This is a genomic window from Chromobacterium paludis (assembly GCF_008275125.1).
Taxonomy (GTDB): Bacteria; Pseudomonadota; Gammaproteobacteria; order Burkholderiales; family Chromobacteriaceae; genus Chromobacterium; species Chromobacterium paludis.
This window is the reverse complement of the sequence record NZ_CP043473.1, coordinates 400,664-427,191: the sequence shown is the minus strand read 5'-3', so window position 1 is coordinate 427,191 and position 26,528 is coordinate 400,664. Positions and strand designations below refer to the sequence as shown.

At 61.6% G+C, this 26,528-nt stretch carries 22 protein-coding genes, 7 tRNA genes and 1 pseudogene; 6 read left to right on the top strand and 24 right to left on the bottom strand.

All coding sequences use genetic code 11. The annotated features are described in order from the left end of the window. The first annotated feature begins 95 nt into the window (after positions 1 to 95). Both FYK34_RS02045 and FYK34_RS02040 read left to right on the top strand, forming a co-directional pair. A complete protein-coding gene (locus tag FYK34_RS02045) occupies positions 96 to 1,724 on the top strand; it encodes a methyl-accepting chemotaxis protein (RefSeq protein WP_149294828.1) in 1,629 nt (542 codons plus the stop codon). 166 nt (positions 1,725 to 1,890) lie between these two features. Beyond that, complete coding sequence (locus FYK34_RS02040; protein ID WP_149294827.1) at positions 1,891 to 2,718, top strand: undecaprenyl-diphosphate phosphatase; 828 nt, start codon at positions 1,891 to 1,893, stop codon at positions 2,716 to 2,718. Between the two features lie 166 nt (positions 2,719 to 2,884). On the opposite strand, the gene FYK34_RS02035 is transcribed toward FYK34_RS02040, so the two are convergent. From FYK34_RS02035 to FYK34_RS02000, 8 genes are all read right to left on the bottom strand, one after another. Beyond that, entirely contained in the window at positions 2,885 to 3,346 is a 462-nt protein-coding gene (locus FYK34_RS02035; RefSeq protein ID WP_149294826.1) for a thioredoxin family protein, read from the bottom strand. Between the two features lie 14 nt (positions 3,347 to 3,360). Beyond that, entirely contained in the window at positions 3,361 to 3,828 is a 468-nt protein-coding gene (locus FYK34_RS02030) for an OsmC family protein (protein WP_149294825.1), read from the bottom strand. A gap of 69 nt (positions 3,829 to 3,897) precedes the next feature. Beyond that, entirely contained in the window at positions 3,898 to 4,707 is an 810-nt protein-coding gene (locus FYK34_RS02025) for a carbon-nitrogen hydrolase family protein (RefSeq protein WP_149294824.1), read from the bottom strand. Then, on the bottom strand, positions 4,704 to 5,552 hold the full coding sequence (locus FYK34_RS02020) for a segregation and condensation protein A (protein WP_149294823.1): 849 nt from the start codon (positions 5,550 to 5,552) through the stop codon (positions 4,704 to 4,706). Before FYK34_RS02020 ends, FYK34_RS02025 begins: the two co-directional genes overlap by 4 nt. A 61-nt stretch (positions 5,553 to 5,613) precedes the next feature. After that, on the bottom strand, positions 5,614 to 6,198 hold the full coding sequence (locus FYK34_RS02015) for a cysteine hydrolase family protein (RefSeq protein ID WP_149294822.1): 585 nt from the start codon (positions 6,196 to 6,198) through the stop codon (positions 5,614 to 5,616). Between the two features lie 98 nt (positions 6,199 to 6,296). Next, positions 6,297 to 8,192, bottom strand: a complete 1,896-nt coding sequence (gene htpG, locus FYK34_RS02010) for a molecular chaperone HtpG (protein WP_149294821.1) — start codon at positions 8,190 to 8,192, stop codon at positions 6,297 to 6,299. A gap of 123 nt (positions 8,193 to 8,315) precedes the next feature. Then, positions 8,316 to 8,756, bottom strand: a complete 441-nt coding sequence (locus tag FYK34_RS02005; RefSeq protein WP_149294820.1) for a ProQ/FINO family protein — start codon at positions 8,754 to 8,756, stop codon at positions 8,316 to 8,318. Positions 8,757 to 8,936: 180 nt separating this feature from the next. Further along, positions 8,937 to 9,021: transfer RNA gene (locus tag FYK34_RS02000), tRNA-Leu, on the bottom strand. Between FYK34_RS02000 and FYK34_RS01995 the strand changes: the two genes are divergently transcribed. Beyond that, positions 8,996 to 9,472, top strand: coding sequence for a hypothetical protein (locus FYK34_RS01995; protein ID WP_149294819.1), 477 nt, complete (start codon positions 8,996 to 8,998; stop codon positions 9,470 to 9,472). The genes FYK34_RS02000 and FYK34_RS01995 overlap by 26 nt on opposite strands. A 129-nt stretch (positions 9,473 to 9,601) precedes the next feature. Here FYK34_RS01995 and FYK34_RS01990 read toward each other — a convergent pair. The 9 genes from FYK34_RS01990 to FYK34_RS01950 all read right to left on the bottom strand — a co-directional run bounded on the left by FYK34_RS01990 (position 9,602) and on the right by FYK34_RS01950 (position 13,210). Next, positions 9,602 to 9,675: transfer RNA gene (locus FYK34_RS01990), tRNA-Cys, on the bottom strand. A gap of 46 nt (positions 9,676 to 9,721) precedes the next feature. Next, positions 9,722 to 9,797, bottom strand: a tRNA-Gly gene (locus tag FYK34_RS01985). Positions 9,798 to 9,827: 30 nt separating this feature from the next. Continuing rightward, positions 9,828 to 9,903, bottom strand: a tRNA-Gly gene (locus FYK34_RS01980). A gap of 21 nt (positions 9,904 to 9,924) precedes the next feature. Next, a tRNA-Gly gene (locus FYK34_RS01975) sits at positions 9,925 to 10,000 on the bottom strand. Between the two features lie 22 nt (positions 10,001 to 10,022). Further along, positions 10,023 to 10,098: transfer RNA gene (locus FYK34_RS01970), tRNA-Gly, on the bottom strand. 22 nt (positions 10,099 to 10,120) lie between these two features. Next, positions 10,121 to 10,196: transfer RNA gene (locus tag FYK34_RS01965), tRNA-Gly, on the bottom strand. Between the two features lie 102 nt (positions 10,197 to 10,298). After that, a complete protein-coding gene (gene pgsA / locus FYK34_RS01960; protein ID WP_149294818.1) occupies positions 10,299 to 10,880 on the bottom strand; it encodes a CDP-diacylglycerol--glycerol-3-phosphate 3-phosphatidyltransferase in 582 nt (193 codons plus the stop codon). 92 nt (positions 10,881 to 10,972) lie between these two features. Beyond that, complete coding sequence (gene uvrC / locus FYK34_RS01955; protein ID WP_149294817.1) at positions 10,973 to 12,778, bottom strand: excinuclease ABC subunit UvrC; 1,806 nt, start codon at positions 12,776 to 12,778, stop codon at positions 10,973 to 10,975. After that, entirely contained in the window at positions 12,779 to 13,210 is a 432-nt protein-coding gene (locus FYK34_RS01950; RefSeq protein WP_149294816.1) for a DUF4124 domain-containing protein, read from the bottom strand. A 141-nt stretch (positions 13,211 to 13,351) separates the two neighbouring features. Here FYK34_RS01950 and guaB point away from each other — a divergent pair, with 141 nt between their 5' ends. Further along, positions 13,352 to 14,815 (top strand): IMP dehydrogenase, encoded by a 1,464-nt coding sequence (gene guaB / locus FYK34_RS01945; RefSeq protein ID WP_149294815.1) that lies wholly within the window; start codon positions 13,352 to 13,354, stop codon positions 14,813 to 14,815. A 63-nt stretch (positions 14,816 to 14,878) separates the two neighbouring features. Here the strand turns inward: guaB and FYK34_RS01940 are convergent, their stop codons facing one another. Further along, entirely contained in the window at positions 14,879 to 15,742 is an 864-nt protein-coding gene (locus tag FYK34_RS01940) for an AraC family transcriptional regulator (RefSeq protein ID WP_149294814.1), read from the bottom strand. A 9-nt stretch (positions 15,743 to 15,751) separates the two neighbouring features. Then, positions 15,752 to 16,675 (bottom strand): LysR family transcriptional regulator, encoded by a 924-nt coding sequence (locus tag FYK34_RS01935; protein WP_149294813.1) that lies wholly within the window; start codon positions 16,673 to 16,675, stop codon positions 15,752 to 15,754. 145 nt (positions 16,676 to 16,820) lie between these two features. Here FYK34_RS01935 and FYK34_RS01930 point away from each other — a divergent pair, with 145 nt between their 5' ends. Together FYK34_RS01930 and FYK34_RS21145 are read left to right on the top strand one after the other, a co-directional pair. Next, positions 16,821 to 18,485: a GMC family oxidoreductase gene (locus tag FYK34_RS01930; protein WP_231137348.1), complete on the top strand. Its 1,665-nt coding sequence runs from the start codon at positions 16,821 to 16,823 to the stop codon at positions 18,483 to 18,485. Continuing rightward, a pseudogene (locus tag FYK34_RS21145) lies at positions 18,482 to 19,261 on the top strand (MFS transporter); the annotation flags it as partial. The gene FYK34_RS01930 and the pseudogene FYK34_RS21145, both read left to right, overlap by 4 nt. 908 nt (positions 19,262 to 20,169) lie before the next feature. Here FYK34_RS21145 and FYK34_RS01920 read toward each other — a convergent pair. The 5 genes from FYK34_RS01920 to FYK34_RS01900 all read right to left on the bottom strand — a co-directional run bounded on the left by FYK34_RS01920 (position 20,170) and on the right by FYK34_RS01900 (position 26,203). Continuing rightward, entirely contained in the window at positions 20,170 to 21,141 is a 972-nt protein-coding gene (locus FYK34_RS01920; RefSeq protein ID WP_149294811.1) for a fimbrial protein, read from the bottom strand. Between the two features lie 29 nt (positions 21,142 to 21,170). Then, the gene (locus FYK34_RS01915; protein ID WP_168209619.1) at positions 21,171 to 23,735 is read right to left on the bottom strand and encodes a fimbria/pilus outer membrane usher protein; all 2,565 of its coding nucleotides are present in this window, start codon (positions 23,733 to 23,735) and stop codon (positions 21,171 to 21,173) included. Between the two features lie 123 nt (positions 23,736 to 23,858). Continuing rightward, positions 23,859 to 24,599 carry a fimbrial biogenesis chaperone gene (locus FYK34_RS01910; protein ID WP_231137347.1) on the bottom strand — a complete coding sequence of 247 codons (741 nt, stop codon included), beginning with the start codon at positions 24,597 to 24,599 and terminating at the stop codon, positions 23,859 to 23,861. Between the two features lie 142 nt (positions 24,600 to 24,741). Continuing rightward, entirely contained in the window at positions 24,742 to 25,263 is a 522-nt protein-coding gene (locus FYK34_RS01905; protein ID WP_149294808.1) for a fimbrial protein, read from the bottom strand. A gap of 622 nt (positions 25,264 to 25,885) precedes the next feature. Further along, positions 25,886 to 26,203: a type 1 fimbrial protein gene (locus tag FYK34_RS01900; RefSeq protein ID WP_149294807.1), complete on the bottom strand. Its 318-nt coding sequence runs from the start codon at positions 26,201 to 26,203 to the stop codon at positions 25,886 to 25,888. Positions 26,204 to 26,528: the final 325 nt, after the last annotated feature.

The following is a 26,528-nucleotide window of genomic DNA, read 5'->3' as shown; positions in this document are numbered from 1 at the left end:
CGCCGCCCTTCTAAGCATTTGTCCTTATGAATCCACGCCTGAGGTTCGACTAAAACTATTGATATGTAAACTCTTTTTCGATTCAGGAGGCTGGCATGCTGCATCAGTTCACCGTCAGACAAAAGCTGCTAAGCGGATTCGCCCTGCTGATCCTGTTGCTATGCACCGTCGTCTTCATTGCCTACAACAAGCTGCAGACAATCCAGGACCATGTGGCCCAGATCAAGGATGACCGCTATCCGAAAATCCTCATCGCCAACCGCATTGCCCTGAACCTGACGGCCATCGGCCGGGAAATGGGAGAGGCCATCCTAGCCAGCACGCCGCAGACCCAGGATCAACATCTGCGCCGCATCGACGCGCTGCGCGAAGTCGTGCGCACCGACATGGTCAATATGGAGCCCTACCTGCGCCTGCCGGCCGGCCGCGCGCTGTTCGCCAAGGTACAGGCGGCCCAAGACCTGCAGCGACCGCTGTTCGACCCGCTTTACGCCTTGATCCGCGCCCGGCAGGCGGATGCCGCGCGCGAATTTCTGGATGGCAAATTCGGCCCGGCCAATGAAGCCTACATCGCCGCGCTGGAAAACCTGCGCGACCGGCAGCAGGGCCGCTTACAGCACTCCCTGGTAATCGCGCATGACTCCAGCCAGCAGGCGGTGATCATCCTCTTGTCCACGGCGCTCGCCTCCCTGCTGCTAGCGGTTGCCGTCGCCCTGCTGATCTCCCAACTGATCACCGCGCCGCTGCGCAAATCCGCCGACCTGGTCCACCAAATCAAACAAGGCAATCTTTCGGGCAGCGATGAGCCGATTCCGCATGCCCGCGACGAGGCGATGCGCATCGCCCGCGATATCCAGGAAATGCGGGAAGGGCTGCGTCAGATGGTGCAAAGCATCCAGGACAACGCGCATCAAGTGTCAGACTCGGCGCGCGCGCTGTCCGGCATGGCCCAGCAGGTAGCGTCGGGCGCCCAGACCCAGGCCGAGGCCACCTCCTCCGCCGCGGCCTCCATCGAGCAGCTGACCGTCAGCATCAACCAAGTGGCGGACAATTCCAGCGAGGCGTCGCAACAGGCGCAGGCGGCGGGCCAGCTGGCCAACCGCGGCGGCAGCGAAGTACTGGAATCCGTAGGCAAGATCCGCTTCGTCACCACATCGGTGGATGACACGGCCAAACAGATGAACAGCCTGACGCGCGAGGTGCAACAGATAGGCAATATCGTGACCGTCATCCGCGACGTGGCGGACCAGACCAATCTGCTGGCCCTGAACGCCGCCATCGAGGCCGCCCGCGCCGGAGAAACCGGCCGCGGCTTCGCCGTGGTGGCGGACGAAGTGCGCAAGCTGGCGGAACGCACCACCACATCCGCGCAGGAAATCACCACGATGATAGGCTCCATCCAGCAGGGGGTAGGCCAGGTGGTGCACAGCATGGGCCAGAGCCTGGATTGCGTGGAGGGCGTATCCGGCACTGCGGAGCAAGCCTCGCTGTCGATGAAGGAGATTGAAAACAGCGCCGATACCATCATCCGCACCATACACAGCATCAGCGGCGCCCTGAGCGAACAGCGCAGCACCAGCCTGAGCCTGGCGCAGGACATGGAAAAAGTGTCGCGCATGGCCGAGGAGAACAACTCCACGGTACAGGAGCTAGCCACCACATCCAGCCAGCTCAATGCCTTGTCGGCCAATCTGCAAAGCGTGGCCACCCGCTTCCGTCTCTGACTCCGTCCACCTCCCGCCCAAACGAGCCGCGCCTTACGCGCGGCTCTATCGTATTGGCACTATTGCACATGTAATGCCACGACATCCGCAACAAGCCGTCAGCCATATGACGTTTTATCTTTTATAATCGCTCCACCTCGATAACAACCCACGCATCCGACACGCCATGGACCCGATTCTGTTGTTCCACTCCCTGATCATGGGACTGGTGGAAGGCATCACCGAATTCCTCCCCATTTCCTCTACCGGCCACCTGATTCTGACCGGAGACCTGCTAGGCTTTCTCGATAAAGAAAAACGAGACGTCTACGAGATTTTCATCCAGCTGGGCGCCATGCTGGCCGTGGTCTGGGAATACCGCGCCAAGATAGGCCGCACCATGGCCGGCGCCGTCCGTCCCGGCGGCGAGCGCAATCTACTGCTCGGCATCGTCATCGCCTTCATCCCCGCCGCCATCGCCGGCCTGCTGTTCTCCAAGCAGATCAAGGCCGTGCTGTTCAACCCGGTCTGCGTCGCCATCGCCTTCATCGTCGGCGGCCTGATCATCCTGTGGGCGGAAAAACGCGAACATAAGGTGACCGTGCATACGGTGGACGACCTGAGCCTGAAAGACGCGTTGAAAGTGGGCCTGTGCCAATGTCTGGCGCTGATTCCGGGCACCAGCCGCTCCGGCGCCACCATCATCGGCGGCCTGTTCCTGGGGCTGTCTCGCAAGGCGGCGACCGAGTTTTCCTTCTTCCTCGGCATCCCCACCCTGGGCGCGGCTTCGCTGTATAGCCTGTACAAGCAGCGCGAGGCACTGAGCGCGGACGACATCGGCGTGTTCGCCGTAGGCTTCATCGCCTCTTTCGTTTTCGCCTTTCTGGCCATCCGCGCGCTGCTGCGTTTCATCTCCACTCACAGCTTCGCCGTATTCGCCTGGTATCGGATCGCCTTCGGCCTGATCGTGCTGGCCAGCTGGCAGACCGGCCTAGTCAATTGGAACGCTGGCTGAAAACCCGTGAAGCGTGGTTCCCCGACAAGCTCAGCATCATCGTAGCGCGGGTTGGCCAGAGGCCATGATCCTGAATGATGCGATCAAGCGGAAGATGGGCTGGAACCCATAGCAAAACAGGGCGTCATCCTCATCCCAGGATGACGCCCTGTTTTATCAGGCCACGTTAGGGTTTAGCCTGACGGCTCACGCGTTCGAAGAACTCGTAGATGCCGGTTTCGCTCATGCGGCGCGCGTCGGCCAGTTCGCCGGCTCGGGTGGCGTAGATCACCTTGTTGTCCGGCGACAGCACCACGGCGGCCGGTATGCCCTTGGCGATGGGATGGCCGTATTCGGCGTCGATGTCCAGGTTATGATCGAAATTGCCGACATCCACCTTCATCACCTTGAATTCGCGCGCCATCAGCTCCGCGTTCTTGCCCGTCTTCAAGGCCGCGTCCAGCGCGCGGCAGTCTGGACACCAGTTGGCGCCCAAAATCAACAGCACGGGATGATGGCTTTGCTGAGCTGCGGCCAGCGTCTGTTGCAATTCCGCCTTGGCGTCGGCCTGCTCGTCGTACGGCAGGTCAGCGGCCAGCGCGGCGGCGCTAGCCAGCAACAGGGTCAGCAGGATCAAAAACTTGCGCATGATGGTCTCCACTATCAAGCCAGCCGGGGCTGGCACAGCACTTCGGTTTTCACGGAATGGGCGATGAAACACTCGGCGTGAGCCGCATGATGCAGTTGCTCGACTTGCTCAGGCGTCGGCAGCGCCTCGCCTGAAAAAGCCGCCTTGGGCTGCAGAATCACCCGCGACACCCAGGCCTTGCCCGCTGCGTTGCGACCCATCTCGCCGACGGCGAGGTCGTGATATTCATCCACGCGGAAACCGGCGCGCGCGGCCAGGTCCAGGAACCACAGCATGTGGCAACTGGACAAGGCGGCGATGAAAGCCTCTTCCGGATCAACTGCGGCGGGATCGGAGTACGGCACGGGCACCACATGTGGCGAGGATGAGCCGCTTACCTCCGCGCCGCCGTCGAATTTCAAAACATGCTTGCGGCTATAGCGGCGGTCCAGAAAATCCTGCCCGTCGCGCCGCCATAACACCTCCGCCTGATGCTGCGCCATTCGTCCTGCCCCTGATCAATTTCACGGCAAAAATAATAGCACGGCAATGACAAAAACATAGACAGACGCTCAGCGATAATATGCGGGCCGTAGCGCGCTCTCGCCCCACACCCCGTCCTGTCCCGCGCGCCAATGCCGCAACGCATCCAGATCCAGCTCCGCCATCAGCAGCGTCGGGCCGTCGTCCGCCCACGCCAGCAAACGGCCGCGCGCGTCGATCAGGCAACTGGCGCCGTCTTGCAGCGGCGCCGGATAGTTGCACAGCGCGACGGCGAAACGGTTTTCCAACGCGCGCCCGCGCAACTGCTGCAGACGCGCGTCGCCGATTTCGGCATCCGCGCGCATCGCGCAGGCGTTGGGCACCAGCACCAATTCCACCCCTTTGCGCATCAACGCGCGTCCGGCTTCGGGAAACTCGCGGTCGAAACAGATCATGGCGCCGACGCGAACCGTCTCTCCGCCCAGCGGGACATCGGCGCAGGCAAAACTCTCGCCGCCCTGCAGCGCCGTCTCCGTTCCGTCGGTGAAAGCGCAGATATGAATTTTGTCGTATTGCAAAACGACCGCACCGTCCGCGCCATACAGGCGCAGCCGGTTGCGCAGCGCGCCGCGATGGCGGGCCAGATAGCTGAAGCCTATGGCCAGCCCATGCGTCCGGGCCAGACCGGACACCTCCGCCAGCATGGGCTCTTCATCACTCCAGGCATGGGCGGCGTTCATCCTTTCCGGCGCGTAGCCGATGGACCACATCTCTGGCAGCAACAGCAAATGCGCGCCATCCAAAGCCGCGCGCTCGCACCACTGTCTCAGTAACGACAGGCGACGCGAGGGGGCGTCCGGCGCCGCTTGCTGCGCCAGGGCCAGCCGGACCACGCTCATACCAGCGCGATCCGCACATAGATGGGCTGGTAGGGCGCGTCCTGGCTGACTTTGACCATGCCCTCCTTCACCAGCTCCAGCACGGCGATGAAGTTGACCACCAAGTGGGCGACGCCCTTGTCGACATCGAACAATTCCTCAAACGGCACATATTCCTTGCCGTCCAGGTAGCGCAGAATCCAGCTCATCTGCGCGCGCACCGACAGCTCGTCCTTTTCCACCTTGTGATGGCGGCGGTGCTTGGCGCGCGACAGGATGGCCATCCAGGCTTGGCGCAAATCGGCGGCGCCGACATCGGGCAGCCGCTGCTCGGCCGACTGTTCGATCAGCACCGCCAGCCAGGCGAAGTCGCGGTCGGCCTGCGGAATCTTGTCCAGCTCCAGCGCGGCCAGCTTCATCTGCTCATATTCCAGCAGCCGACGCACCAGCTCGGCGCGCGGATCGTCCGGCTCGCCGTCCTCGTCCAGCTGCGGCCGGGGCAGCAGCAATCTGGATTTGATCTCGATCAGCAGCGCCGCCATCAGCAGATATTCCGCCGCCAGCTCCAGCCGATCCTGCCGCATCGCGTCGATATAGGACATGTACTGAGCCGTGATCTCGGCCATGGGGATGTTCAGCACGTCGAGATTCTGCTTGCGGATCAGGTAAAGCAGCAGATCAAGCGGGCCTTCGAAGCTCTCCAGGATCACCTGCAGCGCGTCGGGCGGAATGAACAGGTCTTGCGGCACCTCCAGCACCGGCTGGCCGAATACGTGCGCGATGGGCACGCTGGGCGGCAGCTCCGGCGCGGTGAGTTGGAAGTCGGCGGCTTGGTCTGCGGCGGGGGTTGCGGGTGCGTCACTCATGAGGACAAGGATACCAGTTCCTTGACCCGGCCGCGCTCCAGGCCATGAGCGCCCCATGAAATCAGGAATGCTCCAGCGCGGCCAGCACGTCTTGGCTGGTCAGTACACGGCAGTATTCGCCATCGAGATTGGCCAGGCTCATTGCGTGCACCTCTTCCGCACGATGGTGACGCCCCTGCCAATCGGTTTTGTCGAAAGTAAAGCAGCCATCCTCGGCCAGCCAGACTTTAAATCCAAGATTACCGGCCATTCTCACTGTGGCCTCGACCGAGTTGCTGGTACTGACGCCGACGACGATCAGCTCCAGCCAGCCCTTATCGCGCAGCAAGGCTTCCAGATCTGTTCCGATGAAGGCGCTGTTGGTCTGCTTGGCGATGACCGTCTCGCCCGGCAGCGGCGCGACCTCTGGCTTGAATGCATGGCCCGCCTGGCCTGGCCGATATGTTGAATTTGTCTCGGTGGAGTCATGGCGGATATGAATCAACGGCAGGCCGCGCTGACGCCAAACGGCCAGCAGATGACCACACACCTGCTCCGCCTGCGGATGATTGCGCGGTCCCCAGTTGGGATGGTCGACAGCCTGCTGCATATCGATCAGCAGCAAAAGAGGCGCGGCGGCAAATTGCGGCTGAAGGGGCGGCTTCATCGCAGATTCCAGACAATGAAATCGACATGATAGCAAGCCGCGCATGAAAAAACCGCCGCGCCTGGCGGCGGGGCGGTTTTGGCGGAAACGGCTGCGGTTTAGGCCGACAGCTCCAGCATCAGCTTGTTGATGCGCTTGACGAAGGAGGCCGGGTCTTCCAGCTTGCCGCCCTCTGCCAGCAGGGCCTGGTCGTACAGCACGGCGGCCAGATCGCCGGCGCGGACCTCGTCGGACTCCTCGGCCAAGCGCTTCACCAGCACGTGTTCCGGATTGATTTCCAGCGTCGGCTTGCTGCCTTCCACCTTCTGGCCGGCGGCCTTCAACATGCGTTCCAGGTGGGCGCTCATGTCATGCTCGCCGGCCACCAGGCAGGCCGGGCTTTCCACCAGGCGGGCGGTGGCGCGCACTTCCTTCACCTTGTCGCCCAGCGCCTTCTGCACTTTCTCCACCACCGGCTTGGAAGCCTCTTCCACCTGCTTTTGCGCTTCCTTGTCGGCTTCGTCTTCCAACTTGCCCAAGTCCAGCGCGCCCTTGGCGACAGACTGCAACTGCTTGCCTTCAAACTCGAACAAGGAGCCCACCACCCACTCGTCGACGCGGTCGGTCAGCAGCAGCACCTCCACGCCCTTCTTCTTGAACACTTCCAAGTGCGGGCTATTCTTGGCGGCGGCCAGCGTATCGGCGGTGATGTAGTAGATCTTGTCCTGGCCTTCCTTCATGCGGCCGATATAGTCGGCCAGCGTGACGCCAGGCTCCTCGCCTTCGGAGGCTGTTGTGGTGAAGCGCAGCAGCTTGGCGATGCGCTCCTTGTTGGCGAAGTCCTCGCCCACGCCTTCCTTCAGCACCTGGCCGAATTCCTTCCAGAACGCGCCGTATTTTTCCGGCTGGTTGGCGGACAGGTCTTCCAAGAGACCCAACACTTTCTTCACGCAGCCGGCGCGGATAGCGTCGATGTCCTTGCTCTCTTGCAGGATTTCGCGCGATACGTTCAGCGGCAGGTCGTTGCTGTCGATCACGCCGCGCACGAAGCGCAGGTAATGCGGCATCAGCTTTTCGGTGTCTTCCATGATGAAGACGCGGCGCACATACAGCTTCACGCCCTGCTTGCGCTCACGGTCGTACATGTCGAACGGCGCGCGCGACGGGATATACAGCAGTTCCGTGTATTCCTGGCGGCCTTCCACGCGGGCATGGCTCCAGGCCAGCGGCTCGGTGAAGTCGTGGGCGACGTGCTTGTAGAATTCCTGATACTGCTCTTCCGTGATGTCGCTCTTGGAACGGGTCCACAGCGCGGAGGCGGAGTTGACCACCTCCAGCTCGTCGCTATTGCTCACCTCGCCGTCTTCGCCGTAACCGGCGCCCTTCTTCATTTCGATCGGGATGGAGATGTGGTCGGAATACTTGCGGACAATGCCCTTCAGGCGCCAGTCGTTCAGCAGCTCGTCTTCGCCTTCTTTCAGGTGCAGCACGATCTCCGTGCCGCGGCCGGCCTTTTCCACCTGCTCCAGCGTGTATTCGCCCTCACCGTGGGATTCCCAACGGGTGGCCACGGCTTCGCCGGCGCGGCGAGTCGTCAGCGCCACCTTGTCGGCGACGATGAAGGCGGAGTAGAAGCCGACGCCGAACTGGCCGATCAGGTTGGCGTCCTTCTTGGCGTCGCCGGACAGCTGCTCGAAGAAGGCCTTGGTGCCGGACTTGGCGATGGTGCCGATATTGGCCACCACTTCGTCGCGGCTCATGCCGATGCCGTTGTCGGCGATGGTGACGGTGCGGGCATCCTTGTCGAAGGTGATGCGAATCTTCAGCACCGGATCGTCCTCGAACAGCTCCGGCTTGGCCATGCCCTCGAAGCGCAGCTTGTCGGCAGCGTCGGATGCATTGGAGATCAGTTCACGCAGGAAGATCTCCTTGTTGGAGTACAAGGAGTGGATCATCAGCTTCAGCAGCTGTTTTACTTCGGTCTGAAAACCCAGGGTTTCTTTCTGTGCACTCATGGTCGTCAATGTGATTGAGGTTGGCGATAGCCGGGAGATGGTGTTCGTTCTCCGCTTTTCAAGCCCCATGATGCAAAAAGCCCTGTCAGGCGACAGGGCTTTCTTGCGTCGGGCGGGCAAGCGTCAGGACTCAGCCTGGCCTTCTTGCGGCTGCGCCGCCTCAACCGCGGCGGGCGCGACAGCTTCAGGCGCCGGCGAGGTTTCCGCAGCCGGCGCATTCTTCGGCTGCATCTGCAGCTCGGCGGCGCGCTTTTCCTCGGCGCTGACTTCGCCTTGCGGCTTGCCGGCCAAGTCGAAGCGTTTGCCGCCGCGCGCCAGGGATTTCAGGTAACGCGGCTTGCGGCAGTGGTTGGCCACCACGCGCGAAATCAGGGCCGGTTCGAACTGGGGCAGCGAGGCAATCAGGCTCTCATGGATACCGAGCGCCAGGGGACGAAACTGGCGGAACACGTCGAACTTGCCGTAGATGTGATCCGCAATCATCTCGGTCTGCTTTTTCTTGGACAGGCTTTGAACAGCAGACTTGAGAGCAGCACCGAGTGCCGTTTCAGTATTTGGCTTCATGAACTTCTATCTAGATCCATTGATGCAAAGACAGCGCATGCTGCCCAATCAAGAGGCGTGATGCAACCGGCCACTTGTCCAGTTTAGACGATGCGCGCCATACGGCGTCATTTTAATGCGTCCCGGTTAAATCCAGTCGGCATCGGCACGAGGCAAACATCGCGTCGCCCTCGTCATTGATGGTGCCCCGGGCCGGGGTCGAACCGGCACAGCCGAAGCCGAGGGATTTTAAGTCCCTTGTGTCTACCAATTTCACCACCGGGGCTGACAAAGCAGGGGATTGTAGCCCAGAGCAAGGTGGACTGACAATGCATATTAAATATCAAGCCCATCATCAGGCCTGGCGACGCTTCAACCACCCGCCAGAACGCGCAATCAAAATGCGTCGCACTGACAAATACGCCCCGATTTTATCAGGGCATGCGTTTGATTTTAAAGCATTGCCATTTAATGAAGTGGTGAACTTTAGCGACAAAGGCCTGGACTGTCAACGACGCGTCAACACCCATTCCAAAGTTAAAGCATGGCCCATGCATAAAATCATTACGATCATTCGCCTGAAATATTTTATAGGCATGACAGTAAGCAATACTTATGGCACAGAAACCTATATATGTTATCAACAATGCGGCAATAAAACGAGGCCGCTCATTTTTGCTCTAATTCTGAGTCGCGTAGGCGCATGTCAAGCGCCAAGCGCGCTTGGCCGGCTTTGATCAACCCAACAAGAGAGCCGGTTTGACGCCGGCACCAAAAGAACATCCATGCTTTGCGCCAGCATGCCAGAAACAGCGCGCAAGGCCGAAACAAAAACCCCGTAAGTCTTTGACTTACGGGGTTTTATCTGGAGGCGGGGGTCGGAATCGAACCGGCGTAGACGGATTTGCAATCCGCTGCATAACCACTTTGCTACCCCGCCGCTTAAGCGGCTGATTGACCGTATGATATCCGATCAATCTGAATTTTGGAGCGGGAAACGAGGCTCGAACTCGCGACCTCAACCTTGGCAAGGTTGCGCTCTACCAACTGAGCTATTCCCGCATGGCAAATCTAATTGTTCAAGTTTGATGCTGGAGCGGGAAACGAGGCTCGAACTCGCGACCTCAACCTTGGCAAGGTTGCGCTCTACCAACTGAGCTATTCCCGCATTGCAGATTTCAAACTTGTTTGGAGCGGGAAACGAGGCTCGAACTCGCGACCTCAACCTTGGCAAGGTTGCGCTCTACCAACTGAGCTATTCCCGCATCACAAATGATTTCAAGCTACTGGAGCGGGAAACGAGGCTCGAACTCGCGACCTCAACCTTGGCAAGGTTGCGCTCTACCAACTGAGCTATTCCCGCATCGCAAATTGTTTCAGGCTACTGGAGCGGGAAACGAGGCTCGAACTCGCGACCTCAACCTTGGCAAGGTTGCGCTCTACCAACTGAGCTATTCCCGCGCTGCGTAACTTGCTACAACGCTTAACTTGATCTCGCTGCCGCTTCGTCAGTGGCGGCGAGAGACTGCGAATTATAGAGATTTGATCCGCGCTGTCAACACCTCAAACATCTATTTTTTTCCCCGCAAACTCCTTGGCCGCCATCTGCAGGTAATAAACCATTGACCACAAAGTCAATATGACAGCAAGGTACATGGAAAAATTTCCCAGCCAGCGCGCATCCAGGCCCGGCAACAAGGCGCCGTCGTATAGCAACAGCGTGATCGCCAGCATTTGCGCGGCGGTTTTCAGCTTGCCGATATAGGCCACCGCCACGCTGCTGCGGCTGCCCATGCCCGCCATCCATTCGCGCAGCGCCGAAATGGTGATCTCGCGGCCGATGATGATCATCGCCATCCAGCCCTCGGTGCGGCCCAATTGCACCAAGAGGATCAAGGCGGCGGCGACAATCAGCTTATCCGCCACCGGATCGAGGAAGGCGCCGAAGGCAGACGTCTGGCCCAGTTTGCGCGCCAGATAGCCGTCCAGCCAGTCGGTGGCGGCGGCCAATGCGAAAATGCCGGCCCCTACGGCGTTGCGGCTATGCAGCAGCAAGATGGAGTCCGGCAGAAAGAACACCGCCACGCAGATCGGAATCAGGGCCACCCGGATCCAGGTCAGTAAAATCGGCAAATTGAAGGGCATTGGTCTTGGTCTTGTCGCTTTCAGGCTCGTCTACAACGCCGCCGCCGCCCCGAGCCTGGATCAGGGGCGGCGACCGCTTGCCATCACATCATCTAATGCAGCGCATTGTAAATCTTTTCCGCCAGCGTCCGGCTGATGCCATCCACCTGCGCCAGATCGTCCACGCTGGCCGCCGCCACGCCGCGCAGACCGCCAAAGCGCGTCAGCAGCTGCTGGCGGCGCTTGGCGCCGATGCCCGGAATGTCCTCCAGCGTCGACGAGGTCCGCGCCTTGGCCCGCCGCGCGCGGTGGCCGGTGATGGCGAAGCGATGCGCCTCGTCGCGCACGGTCTGGATCAAATGCAGCGCGGGATGATCCTGGCGCAATTGTAGCGTCTTTTCCAGATAGGGCAGGATCAGCGTTTCCAGGCCGGGTTTGCGCTCCTCGCCCTTGGCGATGCCGACGATGGGCAGATTCAGCCCCAGCTCGCCCAGCACTTCCAGCGCCACCCCCACCTGGCCCTTGCCTCCATCAATGAAGAGGGCGTCCGGCAATCGCCCTTCACCTTGCGCCAGTTTGCCATAGCGGCGTGACAGGGCCTCGCGCATGGCCGCGTAATCGTCGCCCGGCGCGGCGGTGGTGATGTTGAAGCGCCGGTATTCGGTGGGTTGCATCGCGCCCTTGTCGTACACCACGCAGGACGCCACCGTGGCCTCGCCCATGGTGTGGCTGATGTCGAAACATTCGAAGCGCGCGGCGTCTTCCAACTCCAGCGCCTCGTTTAATTGCGCCAGGCGCTGCGCCTGCGTGGCCTTGCTGCCCAGCTTCTGCATGATGGCCAGCTCGGCGTTTTTCTGCGCCATTTCCAGCCACACCCGCCGCTCGCCTATCGGATTGCTTACGATGTAAACCTTGCGGCCGGCGCGCTCGTGCAGAAACTGCTGCAAGGCCTCGTCCAGTTCGCCGCTCGCCACCAGCGCCGCCGGCACCGCAGCCTGCTGGTAATGCTGGGCGACAAAGGCCTGCAGGATTTCGTCCGGCGTGTCGGCTTCGCCGCCCACCGGGAAATGGCTCTTGTCGCCCAGGTGGCGACCGCCTCGTATCATCACCAAATTGACGCAGGGCAGCCCATCGCGCATGGCCGCAGCCACCACGTCGCAGTCCTGCTGGCTCTGGTTGCTGGCGACGAACTGCTTTTCCTGCACCCGCGCCAGCGCCTGAATCTGGTCGCGCAGCTCGGCCGCCTGTTCGAATTCCATGGCCTCGGCCGCCGCCGCCATGCGTTGGGTCAGCGCGTCTATCAGCTCGCTCTGCCGGCCATTCAGAAAAGCCACCGCGCTGGCCACGTCGGCCGCGTACTCGTCCTTGCTGATATGTTCCACGCAGGGGCCGGAGCAGCGTTTGATCTGGTAAAGAAGACAGGGGCGGGAGCGGTTGGCGAACACGGCGTCCTCGCAGGTGCGCAGGCGGAACACTTTCTGCAGGATCTGCATGCTCTCGCGCACGGCGTAACCGTTGGGATACGGTCCGAAATACTGGTTGGGTTTCTTGGGCTCGCCGCGAAAATAAGCCATCTGCGGAAAATCGTGGTCGCTGAACATCAGATAGGGATAGGACTTGTCGTCGCGGAACAAGATGTTGTAGCGCGGCGCCAGCGCCTTGATCAGATTGTTTTCCAGAATCAGCGCTTCGGCCTCGGAGCGTGTGACCGTGGTCTCGATATTGGCGATCTGTTTCACCATCAGCCGGATGCGCGGGCTGAGGTCGTTTTTCTGGAAATAGGAGCTGACGCGGCGCTTCAGGTCTATCGCCTTGCCCACGTACAGCACCTTGCCGTCCTGATCCAGCATGCGGTAAACGCCGGGCAAGGACGGCAGATTCTGCAGCACGTTCTGATAATCGAATTCGCTTGCGGCCACTTATTTATTGCACCAGGTCTGCACGTCTTTCTGGGCCTGGCGGATCATCTCGTTGCGCTGGGCATCGGTGGCCAACGCGGTGGAACCCTGCAGGCGGATGCGCCCATTCAGCTGCAGCGAAGACAGACGCTCCTTCGCCGTCTTGCAGTTTTGCGCCTTGATCTTGGCGTTGGCCTCGGCCATGGCCGCGCTGTCGGACGCGGCCGTTTTGGCTTCCTGCCTTTTCTCCGCCTTCTTTTCCTGCGGAGGCGCAGAGGCCGGCAGCGGCGCCGGCGTTGCCTTCACATTTAGCCGGCGCGCGTTGACATTGGGCGGCGGCTGATCGGAATACACTTTTTTTCCGCTGGCGTCGGTCCAGGTATAGACCTCGGCCGAGGCGACGGCCGGCAGCAGCAAAACCAGCAAAAACGTCCATACTACAGATGACTTCATCGTCCTATCTCCGCAACCCTTTGGCTGTATGTTCCGGATTGTAAGGCCTGCCCCCCGGCCGCGCAAAACCAGGCTGCCGCTTGCTTTTGCAGAACGTCCGCCTATCCGGTACAATGCGGCTTTGCCGCCTAAGGAAACGCGATGCGCATCATCGAGAAAGCCTACACCTTCGACGACGTCCTCCTCGTCCCGGCCCATTCTGAAGTTCTGCCCCGCGATGTGGAACTCTCCACCAAGCTCACCCGCAACATCACGCTGAAGCTGCCGCTGGTATCCGCCGCCATGGACACCGTGACCGAAGCCCGCCTCGCCATCGCCATGGCGCAGGAAGGCGGCATCGGCATCGTGCACAAGAACATGAACGCCGAAAAGCAGGCTGCCGAAGTCTCCAAGGTGAAGCGCCATGAAAGCGGCGTGGTGAAAGACCCGATCACCATCGCGCCGGACATGCTGGTGCGCGACCTGGTGCTGCTGACCCGCCAATACAAGATTTCCGGCCTGCCGGTCATCGAAGCCGGCAAGGTGGTGGGCATTGTCACCAACCGCGACCTGCGCTTCGAAACCCGCCTGGACCAGACCGTCGGCTCCATCATGACCCCGCGCGAGCGCCTGATCACCGTCAAGGAAGGCGCCAGCATCGACGAAGCCCGCGAGCTGATGCACACCCACCGCCTGGAGCGCGTGCTGGTGATCAACGACGCCTGGGAGCTGAAGGGCCTGATCACGGTCAAGGACATCATCAAGACCAGCGAACACCCGAACGCCAACAAGGACAGCCAAGGCCGCCTGCGCGTGGGCGCGGCGGTGGGCACCGGCGCCGACACCGAGGCGCGCGTGGCCGCGCTGGTGGCCGCCGGCGTGGACGTGATCGTGGTCGACACCGCCCACGGCCACAGCCAGGGCGTGCTGGACCGCGTGCGCTGGGTCAAGGAAACCTACCCGCAGGTCGACGTGATCGGCGGCAACATCGCCACCGCCCAAGCGGCGCTGGATCTGGTCAAGGCCGGCGCCGACGGCGTCAAGGTCGGCATCGGCCCCGGCTCCATCTGCACCACCCGCATCGTAGCCGGCGTGGGCGTGCCGCAACTGACTGCAATCCATAATGTGTCCGAGGCGCTGAAGGGCACCGGCGTGCCGATGATCGCCGACGGCGGCATCCGCTTCTCCGGCGACATCGCCAAGGCGCTGGCCGCCGGCGGCAACGCGGTCATGCTGGGCGGCATGTTCGCCGGCACCGAGGAAGCCCCGGGCGAAGTGGAGCTGTATCAAGGCCGCTCCTACAAGTCCTACCGCGGCATGGGTTCGCTGGGCGCCATGAGCCAGGGTTCTGCCGACCGCTATTTCCAGGACAGCTCCAACGCCGCCGACAAGTTCGTGCCGGAAGGCATCGAAGGCCGCGTGCCGTACAAGGGCCCGATCGGCCAGGTGATCCACCAGCTGGTGGGCGGCCTGCGCTCGTCCATGGGCTACCTGGGCTGCCCCACCATCGCCGACCTGCACGAAAAGGCGCAGTTCGTCGAAATCACTTCGGCCGGCATCCGCGAGTCCCACGTCCACGACGTGCAGATCACCAAGGAAGCGCCGAACTACCACGTGGACCGCTAAGCCGGTTCACGCTGGAAAACAAAAGCCCGCGTCAGACGACGCGGGCTTTTTTGCGCCCAGCGCTCACGCCAGGGACAGCATCAGCCGGGTGCGCAAGGCGGTGGGCGGATTGTCGTACGGCGAATTCAAATACTCTTCCACGCACGGCACTTCGCCGGGCACGCGCCCGCTGCCGGGCAGCCAGTGCCGGTACAGCCAGGACCAAGTCGTGGACAACTCCGCGTACGGCCCCTGGTGCGTCACGCAGGCGTATTCTGCGGCGGGGATCTCGCCCCACTCGAACCCATCCGGCAGCGGCCGCCCTTCCCACCCACTCGGCACCATCACGCAGGCGATGGAGCGCAGCTTGGCCTCCTCCGTCTGTTCCGGATCATCCAGGTATATTCCAAACACGCGCCCAGGCTCGTCGCCGACCGCGCAGCCCGGGCTGATGGCCTGCAAAGCGCCGAAGGCCTGGCCGATCTCCATATAACTGCCCACATGGCGGCGCATCAGCACCGTCAGCCCCTTGTCCTGTTTGATCAATGTCACTTCATGCATCACGGCCTCCCAGTTTTGCCTAGCAATGAACGCCCTGCGCTGCCGGTAACGGCCCGGACTCTCGCCATAAGCCCTGGCGAAGGCGCGGACGAAAGCCGCGGCGCCGCCGTAGCCGGCGCGTGCCGCCACCCTAGACAAAGGCAGCGAGCCGCCGGCCAACTGCCCAGCCGCGCGGTGCAGCAACAACCGCTGCCGGGTTTCGCCCACCGTCTCGGCCATCAAGCCGCGATACACGCGATGGAAGTGATAAGGCGACAGGCAGGCCTCCTCCGCCAGCCTTTCCAACGATGCCGGGCCGTCCAGATGACGCCACAGGTAGTCCAGCGCCCGCAGCATCCGCCACAGGTACGGCGAATCCGGGCCGCCGTTGCGATAAAGCGTTCTCATGAAGTGAGCCTATACCGCGTCGATTGATCCATTTAGCTGAATTGGCTGTTGCAGCAAGAGCCACTGCATGCGCTGGCACAGCTCCACCACGTAGTCCCACACCACGCGGTAGCGCAGGGTGCGGCGGATATTGCTGCGCCCGCTGATCCAGTAGGAACGGATGATGCGCAAGTCTGGCAGGATGTGCTGCAAGCGCGGATCGTCATAGGTCATGTAATACGGCAGCACCGCGATGCCGCCATCGGTCAGCGCCGCCTCCTTTTGCGCCACCACGCTGGTGCTGCGCAAGGGAATGCGCGGATGGCGGCACAGGCCGTGGTGGAACATCAGCTCGCGCGAGAACAGCAAGTCGTCGACATAGCCCAGGATGGCGTGGCCGTTCAAGTCCTCGCGCTCATGGATGGCCGGCTGGGCAGCCAGATAGGAAGGCGTGGCGTACAGGCCCAGACAGTAGTCGGTGAGCTTGCGCGTCACCACCAGATTAGCCTGCGGCCGCTCCAGGGAAATGGCGATGTCCACCTCGCGGCTGGTCAGGCTGACGAAGCGCGGCACCGCCACCAGATCGATCTCTAAATCCGGATAGCGCGCCATCAAGGCTGGCATGTGCCGCGCCAGAAACAAGGCGCCCAAGCCCTCGGGCGCGCCCAGCCTCACCACGCCGCTGACCTCGGCCGGCCCCTTCCGGGCGCCGTCCAGCATCTGCGAGGCGGTGTTCTCCAAAGACTCGGCCAAAGGCAAGAGCTGGCGTCCCGCCGCCGTCAACGTGTAGCCGTCCGCCTGCTGCAGAAACAAGGGCTGGCCCAGCACCCGCTCCAGCGCGGCGATATGGCGCGCCACCGTGGCATGCGTGGTGCCCAGTTGCTTGGCGGCCCCCAGCAATTTGCCGCAGCGCTGCAAGGCCAGGAAAAAGCGGACATCGTTCCAGTCGAACATGGTCTTCCCGCAACAAGATTGTGCGCCCGCACACGAAAAAGCGGCCCGGCGGGCAGAATGTTGTTCAAAAATTAACATACGTTGTTTCCCGCTGGCTATTCCCACTCGTCCGCGCTTCGGTTTAGATGGCTGGCAAGACAACGACATGAGCTGCGCCATGTTCAGCGGTGAATTCGACTACATCATTGTCGGCGCCGGCAGCGCCGGCTGCCTGCTGGCCAACCGCCTATCCGCCGACCCCGCCAAGCGCGTGCTGCTGCTGGAGGCCGGCGGCAAGGACAACTATCCGTGGATACACATCCCGGTCGGCTACCTGTACTGCATCGGCAACCCGCGCACCGACTGGTGCTATCAAACGGTGGCGGAAAGCGGCCTGAACGGCCGCGCGCTGGGCTACCCGCGCGGCAAGGTGCTGGGCGGCTCCTCCGCCATCAACGGCATGATCTATATGCGTGGCCAGGCCGCCGACTACGACCACTGGGCCGAGCTGGGCAACCGCGGCTGGAGCTGGCGCGAGGTGTTGCCGTACTTCCTGGACATGGAAGATCACTTTGATGCCGGCCGCCCCCTGCATGGCCACGGCGGCGAATGGCGCGTGGACAAGCAGCGCCTGTCCTGGGAAATTCTGGATGCCTTCCGCGCCGCCGCGGCGCAACAAGGCATCGCACCGGTCGACGACTTCAACACCGGCGACAACGCCGGCTGCGGCTACTTCGAGGTCAATCAGAAGAACGGCCTGCGCTGGAGCAGCGCCAGCGCCTTTCTGCGGCCGGTGCGCCAGCGCGCCAACCTAACCATCGCCACCGGCGCGGAGGCTGAGCGGCTGATTCTGGAAAACGGCCGCGCCGCCGCTATCGCATTTATGCAACATGGCCAGCGGCAGCGCGCGCGTTGCCGCGGCGAAATCATCCTGGCCGCCGGCGCGATAGGCTCGCCGCTTTTGCTGCAGCGCAGCGGCATCGGTCCCGCGCCCTTGCTCCAGCGCCACGGCATCGCGCCGCAGCGCATCCTGCCCGGCGTCGGCGCCAATCTGCAAGACCATCTGCAACTGCGCACCGTGTTCAAAGTCTGCGGCGCGGCCACCTTGAACCAGCGCGCGGCCACCTGGAGCGGCAAGCTGGCCATGGCCTGGGAATATTTATGGAAACGCAGCGGCCCGCTGTCCATGGCGCCCAGCCAGCTCGGCGCCTTCGCCCGCAGCGGGTCGGACGTCAAGCGGCCGGACCTGGAATATCATGTGCAGCCGCTGTCGCTGGAGCGTTTTGGCCAACCCTTGCACCGTTTCCCGGCATTCACCGCCTCGGTCTGCCAGCTGCGGCCGCTCAGCCGCGGCCATGTCTCCATAAGCGGCCCCGACCTCGCCGCGCCGCCGCTGATCCAGCCCAATTACCTGAGCCATCCCGAAGACCAGCGCGTGGCCGCCGCCGCCATCCGGCTGACCCGGCGCATCGCCGCCTCGCCCGCGCTGGCGCGCTACCTGCCGGAGGAGTATCGCCCCGGCCTGGCCTACCAGGACGAGGAGGCGCTGATCCATGCCGCCGGCGATATCGGCACCACCATTTTTCACCCGGTGGGCACCTGCAAAATGGGCCACGATCCGCTGGCCGTGGTGGACGAACGGCTGCGCGTGCACGGCATCGCCGGGCTGCGCGTGGCGGACGCCTCCATCATGCCCGTCATCACCTCGGGCAACACCAACAGCCCCACCCTCATGATCGCCGCCAAGGCGGCGCAGATGATTACGCAGGACAACCAGCAAGCGGCGCCGATCCGGACGCCCGCCCCACCCGCAAAGGAGACTTCGACATGAGCAACAGCATGGCAACGACGGCAGGCGCCGTCGGCATCAGCCGCGCCGAACGCAAGGTGATTCTGGCCTCGTCGCTCGGCACGGTGTTCGAGTGGTACGACTTCTTCCTGTACGGCGCGCTGGCCGCCATCATAGGCAAGCAGTTCTTCGCCGGGGTCAACGACACTACGGCCTTCATCCTGGCGCTGATGACCTTCGCCGCCGGCTTCCTGGTGCGGCCCTTCGGCGCGCTGGTATTCGGCCGGCTGGGCGACATGATAGGCCGCAAATACACCTTCCTCGCCACCATCGTCATCATGGGCCTGTCCACTTTCCTGGTGGGCGTGCTGCCCGGCTACTCTACGCTGGGGCTCGCCGCGCCGCTGATCCTGGTGGGCCTGCGCATGCTGCAGGGGCTGGCGATAGGCGGGGAGTATGGCGGCGCGGCCATCTACGTGGCCGAGCACGCGCCGGACCACAAGCGCGGCGGCTACACCAGCTGGATCCAGACCACCGCCGGCGCCGGCCTGCTGCTGTCGCTGCTGGTGATCCTGGCTTGCCGCAAACTCACCGGCGAAGCCTTCACCGAGTGGGGCTGGCGCCTGCCTTTCCTGATTTCCATCGTATTGCTGGCCATTTCCACCTGGATCCGGCTGTCCATGCAGGAGTCGCCGGCCTTCCTGAAAATGAAGGAAGAAGGCAAACACTCCAAGGCCCCCATCACCGAGGCCTTCGGCAACTGGGCCAACCTCAAGCTGGTCCTGATCTCGCTGTTCGGCTTCAACGGCGGCCAGGCGGTCACCTTCTACTGCGCGCAGTTCTACTCGCTGTTCTTCCTGACGCAAATCCTCAAAGTAGACCCGCAGACCGCCAATCTGATGCTGATCGCCTCCCTGGTGATCACCACGCCGCTGTTCCTGTATTTCGGCCACCTGTCAGATCGCATCGGCCGCAAGCCGGTGCTGCTGGCCGGTCTGGTGCTGGGCCTGGCACTGACCTTCCCGGCCTTCCGCTGGCTGACCGACTTCGCCAATCCCGAGGTGGCCGCCGCCCAGACGCGCGCCCCAGTGGTGGTGGTCGCCGATCCCGCCAGCTGCCACTTCCAGTTCGATCCCATAGGCAAGGCCAAGCTGAACACGCCTTGCGACCAGGCCAAGGCGCTGCTGGCCAAGAACGGCGTGCCGTACAAGCAGCAAGCCGCGCCGGCCGGCGTGACGGAAATTCACATCGGCGGCGTGGTGCAGCAAGGTTTCGACAAGCAAGCGCTGCAGGACGGTTTGAAGGCCGCCGGCTATCCGGAAAAGGCTGATCCAGACAAGATCAATCATCTGATGGTGATCCTGGTGCTGGTGCTGCTGTCCATCATCTCCGCGCTGACTTACGGCCCGTTGGCCGCGATGATGGTGGAGCTGTTTCCCACCCGCATCCGTTACACCTCGATGTCCCTGCCCTACCACCTGGGCAATGGCTGGATAGGCGGCCTGATGCCGACTGTGGCGTTTTCCCTGGTGGTCTACACCGGCGACATCCTGTACGGCCTGTGGTACCCCATCGTGGTGTACGGCATGAGCCTGATCGTCAGCCTGCTGTTCCTGAAGGAAACCTTCCGCAACGACATTCACCAGCACTAGACGGCCTGGACTAGCCGATAAGCACACAGCCGCCCGTTACCGGGCGGCTGTGTGCTTGTCGGACAAGGCGCGAGCTATTGATAAACCATGGTGAAAGTCACCGAGGTATTGGCCTTGCCCCCGGTCACCTTGCTGCCGGTCTGATAATAGGTGGCCTGCAAAGGAATGGTGTAGGAGCCGCCGCGCCATGGCTGATAGCTATTCAACGAGTATGGCGTGCCCAGCTGCAGAGGATAGCCATTGCCATCCTTCAGCTGGATGGCGACGCCGCCGGCGCTGGAGGAGGCATCCAGCGCCACCACGCCGGCGCTGTAATTGAGCACCTGGGTGGTGGCGTCCACTTGATACTGGATGGCGTTCATGCCGCTAGGGCAATTATTGACCGCGATATTGAACCCCACCGCTGCGGGCTTCATCGGCTGATTGATGCCGATAAAATCCTGCAGGGTGCGTTGACCCAGGTTAACCGACACATTGGGCGTGGAGCAGGCCTGGGTCGTGATGGTGACGCCACCGGTGGGCAGCGCGTTATACACATTGAGATCGGTATCGGCCACCATGCGGACACCGGGCAAATTCGACGCGCTGACATAACCCGACGAAACCGGTCCGGTGACGATCAACTGGTAGGTCAGCTGCGGGCTGCCCAGATAGTAAGTCGTACGGCCATTGAGGTAGCCGTTATAGGGCAACACATCCGAGTCCAAATGCAAGATGCGCACGCCAATACCCGGCACGCCGGTCTGATAAATGCCATTGCCGACAGGGGCCAGCGGCGCAGGACTGAATGTCCACGAGACCGGCGCCGAGTTATAACCGCAATTCAACACGCTGTTGCTGGATGGATTCCACTCGAAGGTGGCGATGATGCTGCCCACCGCCATATCGCGCGGTACCGCGTAGCTACCACTCAGGGCAATGGTCGGCGTCATCGGATAGCGGCCATTGATCAATTGGCAGTTCCAGCCCGCCCAGGCAGGCAGCATGGCCAGCGCCAGCAGCAAGCCCAAGCAGCAGCGACGCCAATTCTTCACTCTTGCATGCATCTGAATCTCTTTCCTGGTCTGTCAACGGCTCACCGGCCGCTGGAAGCATCCGCCTGCGGCGTCGACGCGATGTCGCACGGGGCCTCGACACGGGCGAAACCGCTGCGTTGAGTCTTGGCCGACACGGGCGGCAACTGATAATGGAAACCGCAACTGCGCCCCTCGCCCTCGCCCCACTTCGCCCTCAGCGCCTGGCCTTGCTCGCCGCGCAAGAAAACCCAGCCGCCCTGCCCCACCAGGGCAACGGCATGGCCCTGCGCATCCAGCACGGCAGAGCCTACCGGAATCGACTGGCCGTCAGGCAGCTTCAGCCGCACCAGCATGGCCTGTCCCAGCACGGTGGGAAATTTCAACATGACAATGGAGCCTGCGCGCGGCACCACATCGGAAGAAGTGAGCTGCAATTCGACATTGTCGCCCAAGCCCTTGGGATCCAGCGAAACCTCGTTGGCGCGATACGGCATCAGGCTGGGCACCACGGCGTAGCCGCTGCCGTCCACCGTCACGCCGCTGGCGTTGCCGACAACCGCGCCCTCCGCGCCCTTGGCCTCGATCACGGCGAAGGAGTCGCCCAGCGTCTGCGCCGGCGTGACGCCTCCCGGGTGGAACACCAGGGCGCCGGACATGCCCAGCGACTGTTGGCTGCTGCCATTGCCGCCGCTGGCCGCGGCATTGAAGGTGGCCGCCGAATTGGCGTACTGCACCGATGCGCCGCCGCTGCTGGCGGAAGCGCCGCCATTATGCTGATTGCTGCCAAAAACGTTGTAGCTGAAGTTATGCTGCTCGCCCGCCGTGCCGCTGAGAGAAAGCTGGCCGCTGCGATTCTGCGCGCTGTCCGACGCGTAGCTGGCGGACAGTTGTGGCGCGGAGGCGCTCTTGCCCAGCGGCAAGCTTAGGCTCAGCAGGTACTGTGTGCTTGCCAGTCCCAGCGAGTTGAGCGTGCGGCCGGCGGAAAAGGACACGCTGCCCCAGGACAGGCGCTTGGCGTAACCGGCCTGGTAGATCACGTCGCTGCTGGCTCGATTCCAGTAGTTTTGCGCGGAACCGGTCAAGAACAGCCGGCCCAGATTTCCCGGCAGCGGCTGGTCCACGTTCAACTGGAAACGGCTGCGCTGGCGGTTGACGACGGCGCCGTTATCCAGATTGGCAAAATCGGACAGCTCCAGATAGCCGTCCGTGGAGTAGCGGTAGGCCGCCACCGTGAAGTTGGTCAGCGTGGACGGCAGCAACTTGCTGTACGTCACGCTGTAACTCTGGCCGCTCATCTTGCTGGCGTGAAGACCGGCCGGGAGACCGCTGGCATTCGATTGCGCCGCATCGACGGAAAACGCGCCGATGCGGGTATTGAAAGCCATGCCCAGCATCAGCTGCTGGTAGCGCTCGCTGACGATGGCGCCGCCATAGCCGGTCAAGCTGTTGTTCAATCCTCGCTGATACGTGCCCTGCAGGAAATCGGGCACGCGGTTCAGGTTGTCATTGCGCAAACGGCCTGCCAGCAGGCTATAGCGGCGGGCGTCTGGGCGAAGCAGCTGCGGCACCGAGGCATACGGCACCACAAACTGCTTGATCCGACCGTTGGACTCGGTCACGGTAACGTTCAGGTCGCCGGCATAACCGGTATTGTACAGGTCGTCTATCTTGAATTCGCCGGGCGGCACCGTGGTCTCGTAGATCAGCGTGCCGTTCTGGCGCACGCTGACGCGGGCCTGGGTATCCGCCACGCCGCGCACCACCGGCGCATAGCCCTGCAGCGACTCCGGCTGCATGCGGTCGTCGGACTGGATCTGCACCCCGCGGAAGGACACGCTGTTGAATAGATCGGACGGCGTCAGGCTATCGCCTATCGTCAATTGGGCGCGCCAATCCGTCAGATCATGCTGCGCATAGGCGGAGCTGCCCTGGTAGCTGCGCAGGCTGCCCTGGCCGCCGCCCAATTCTTGCTGACTCAACGCCCCGCTGTAGCGCAGCCGCCACCCTTGCACGTTGAGCCCTGCATTGGCGCTGACAAAGTACTGACTGCGGCTTTGTCCGGCGTTGGCATATCGATAGGTGTTGGCGTTGTAACTAAGAAAGCCCGCCAACGGCGCGCCGGCATCCCAGTATTGCGGATCGACATAACCGCGCGCCTGGCCGCGCAGATACCGCTGGGGGATGCTGACCTCAAGCTTCAGCTCGGACAGGTCAAAGTTCTGCCGGCCTCCCGGCACCACTGCCGGCAGCGGTGCGCATGCGCCATCCGTCACAGGCTGTGCCGCGCCCGAGGACGGCAGCTTGGAAAAATCGACGCCCAGCGCCTCCATCATGACGCGCGTCAGGCAAGGCACAACGTCCGCGCCCTGCTGGCTCAAGGTCACATCGCGTCGGCCCAGCCAGGATTGATTGACATAGACATCGGCGCGATAGGTGCCGGGCACGGGCTGGTTGCCCTTGTCGAAGCGGGACAAATCCAGCGCTTTGCCGTCCGTTGTCTTGCCAAAGAACGCCGGGTTGAACTGAGTTTCACCGCTGGACGGCGCGCTCGGCGCCGCGGCGGCATCGGCCGCCCATGCCTGTCCGCTGAAAACCGCCAGCAGCAAGACTGATAACGGTTTCATGGCCTTGCATCCCGCACGGTTTCGTCTCGGATCAACCAGGTTAGTCATGATAATTTAAATTAAAAGTTTAAATTAAGCGTGAGAGGGGGCCTCCCGTGCCCACGGGCTCTCTAGCGCAATGGTTTACAACTTCAGCTCGACTTGATGACCGACAGGCGCGCCATAGTCGTTGATGGTTTCAAACTTGACCACCACCGCGCCGTCAGGCTGGCTGGCCAGGCCCTTCAGCTCGAAGTCGGCGCTGGCTTGCGGGTTGATCATGCCGCCATCGCTCTTGTACTCGCGGCCATGCCACAACAGCGCAGTTTGATTAAATGAAACATGGTAGCCGCTGCCATTGTGTCCCCGCAGCGCATAGCCTTTGCCGGAGGCATTCTTGACCAGCTGCCATTCGATCTTGCCCGCCGCCTCGTCCGGCGTGCCGGGCAAGCCTACCGGGCGATAGAAAATCTTCAGTCGCGAACGAAATGCGATCTGCAAGTAATTGTGCGCTTCGTCCGTCTTCTGCGGCAGCGGCGGCACGTCCAGCACATTCAGCCAAAACAGGGACTCGCGATCCTGCGGCAGGGCGTCCTGGGTAAAAGTCATGCGCAAGGTCTGCGACTTGCCGGCATCGACTCGGAAAATTGGCGGCATGATGACAAAAGGCGCATCGGCGGTATCGGGGGTGGACTTCGGATTACCGCGATCCGTCCAGGCCTGAACCAGCGCCGGTTCCGGCCCCGGGTTGCTCAGCTTGATGGTGACCTCGCGCGCGTCGCTGCTATACACCACCCGCGTGCCGGTGATCACCACATTGGCTTGCGCGGGCTGAAACGCCACGCAGCTCAGCATGGCCAAGCCGGCCAAGCACCGTTTCATCATTCTCATTTCTTATCCGTCTCACATCCGTCCTGGGCGCCAAGCGCCTGACGGGCCAACATAATCGGCATAAGCGGCCGGCATCGCGCCGGCCGGCCTGCCCCGAGCAGCGGCTTGACGCCGCCGTCCGGAATTATCCTCGAAATCAGTTGTACTGCATCGAGAACATCACGCTGGTGTTAACCGCGCCGGCGCTGGCGGCGCCAGTCGCCACGTATTGGGCGTAGTAATTCAGCGTGGCCGCATTATTGGTGATGGAAACCGATTGCGAAGCGCTGTTGTTGGTGATGTTGATCGGCTGGAAGCTGCTATTCAGCAAGCCCACTTGCACGTTGGCAGCACCGCCATTGGCCTGGTTCACCAGATTGCCCGTGCTTTGATCCACGGTGGAGCCAAGCTCGAACAGGGTCTTGGCAGTGGTGCCGGTACACTGGCTCAGATTCAGCACGAAAGGCGTGGTGCCTGCGGTAGCACCCTTAACGGCCAGCGCGCTCTTGGAAACGGTGGGCAGGGTGACGTTCACGGTCGCCAGGGTACCGTTGGCCGTGCCATTCACTTGGCAGGTATTGCCGTTGATCTGTCCCGTGATCTGAACCACGCCATCAGCCGCGTAGACCGCGCCAGACATGCCCAAACCGACACACATCGCCAGAACCAGCTTCTTCATTTCATTCGCTCCATTTAACAAAAATGCGGACATGCCATCCGCCGGGATAGGATGCCGCCCTCGGGCGGCGTTCTCTCATGCCGCGGCACCCAAACCCCAGGAAAGCCGCGCGTCATTTCAATCTTTACGAATCTAGCCCAAACGGGATAGCTCTATTATTAACCATTCAATTTAAGCTTGATTCATAAAAATTGTACTATCCAGGAAACATTTTCAGCAATGATCAATCCGCGCCAAAAAGCTGCTCACATAACGATGGGTTGAGAAAAAATGCACACAAGCCATTGAAATAAATGAAGAAACTTACAATTTAATCTCTAAAAACGAAAACTTGAAAATAGTTGTTTATTTACATCACTTGATTGTTTTTCTTACAAATAAAATCGATAGCTTACATCCAGTCTTATGAAAGTGACCAATCTCAAATCAAAATTATCCAAATTGAATTTTACGCAAAGAAGGGACACTCTATTCTCATGAGTCGCTTGTGTGATCAGCACAAACAAAAACGCCGCCGGTCAGCCCTGACCGGCGGCGTTTCTACTGAATAAGGGAAGCGAGCGTTACCTCGCTAGTTTGAAAGCCTGCTTGGTGCCGCATTCACACCATGCGGCATGCATGCCTAGCGGTACTCCAAAGTCATGATGGATTGCTGCTGGCCGACGGCCTGCATCGACACCGCCGCGACATAGCGATTCAGAGACTTCGCAGGAACCGCCGCGCTGACCGTGCGCTTCACCGTAGCCGTATCCTCACAGCTGAGTTGCAGAGCAACCGAACCCGACACGCCTTCCGCCTGGGAGGAGCAAGTCGGCGCCAGAATGCTGCCCGAGAAATACACCACGCCATCCGCCGCCAGCGCCGAACCCGCCACGCCCAGACACAGAATCATGCCAAGGGCCGCTTGCGAAAACACGCTCTTCAGGAATGCACGTTTCATGTTTTTCTCCCTGCGCCGACGGAGGCACCATCCACGCTTTAAATTTCACTTTAAAATCTTGTTAGGGGCTAAATTCACCTCATTTGCAATACAACAATATAAATTACGGCCGGTTTTTTCAAGTTATTTTTTATTAACGCGCCATCCCCTCCACCAAAACACCACACTTACTGAGTAAAAAATAGTCAAATTTGATATAAAAATTATTCTTCTTGTTTTATTTTAAATATTTTGTTTAATAAGCACCAACATGCCATCCGCCCCTGTCCCAACCTAGCCGTGACCGGTACACTGAAACGCTTACCACCTCCTCCCGATGCTCCGC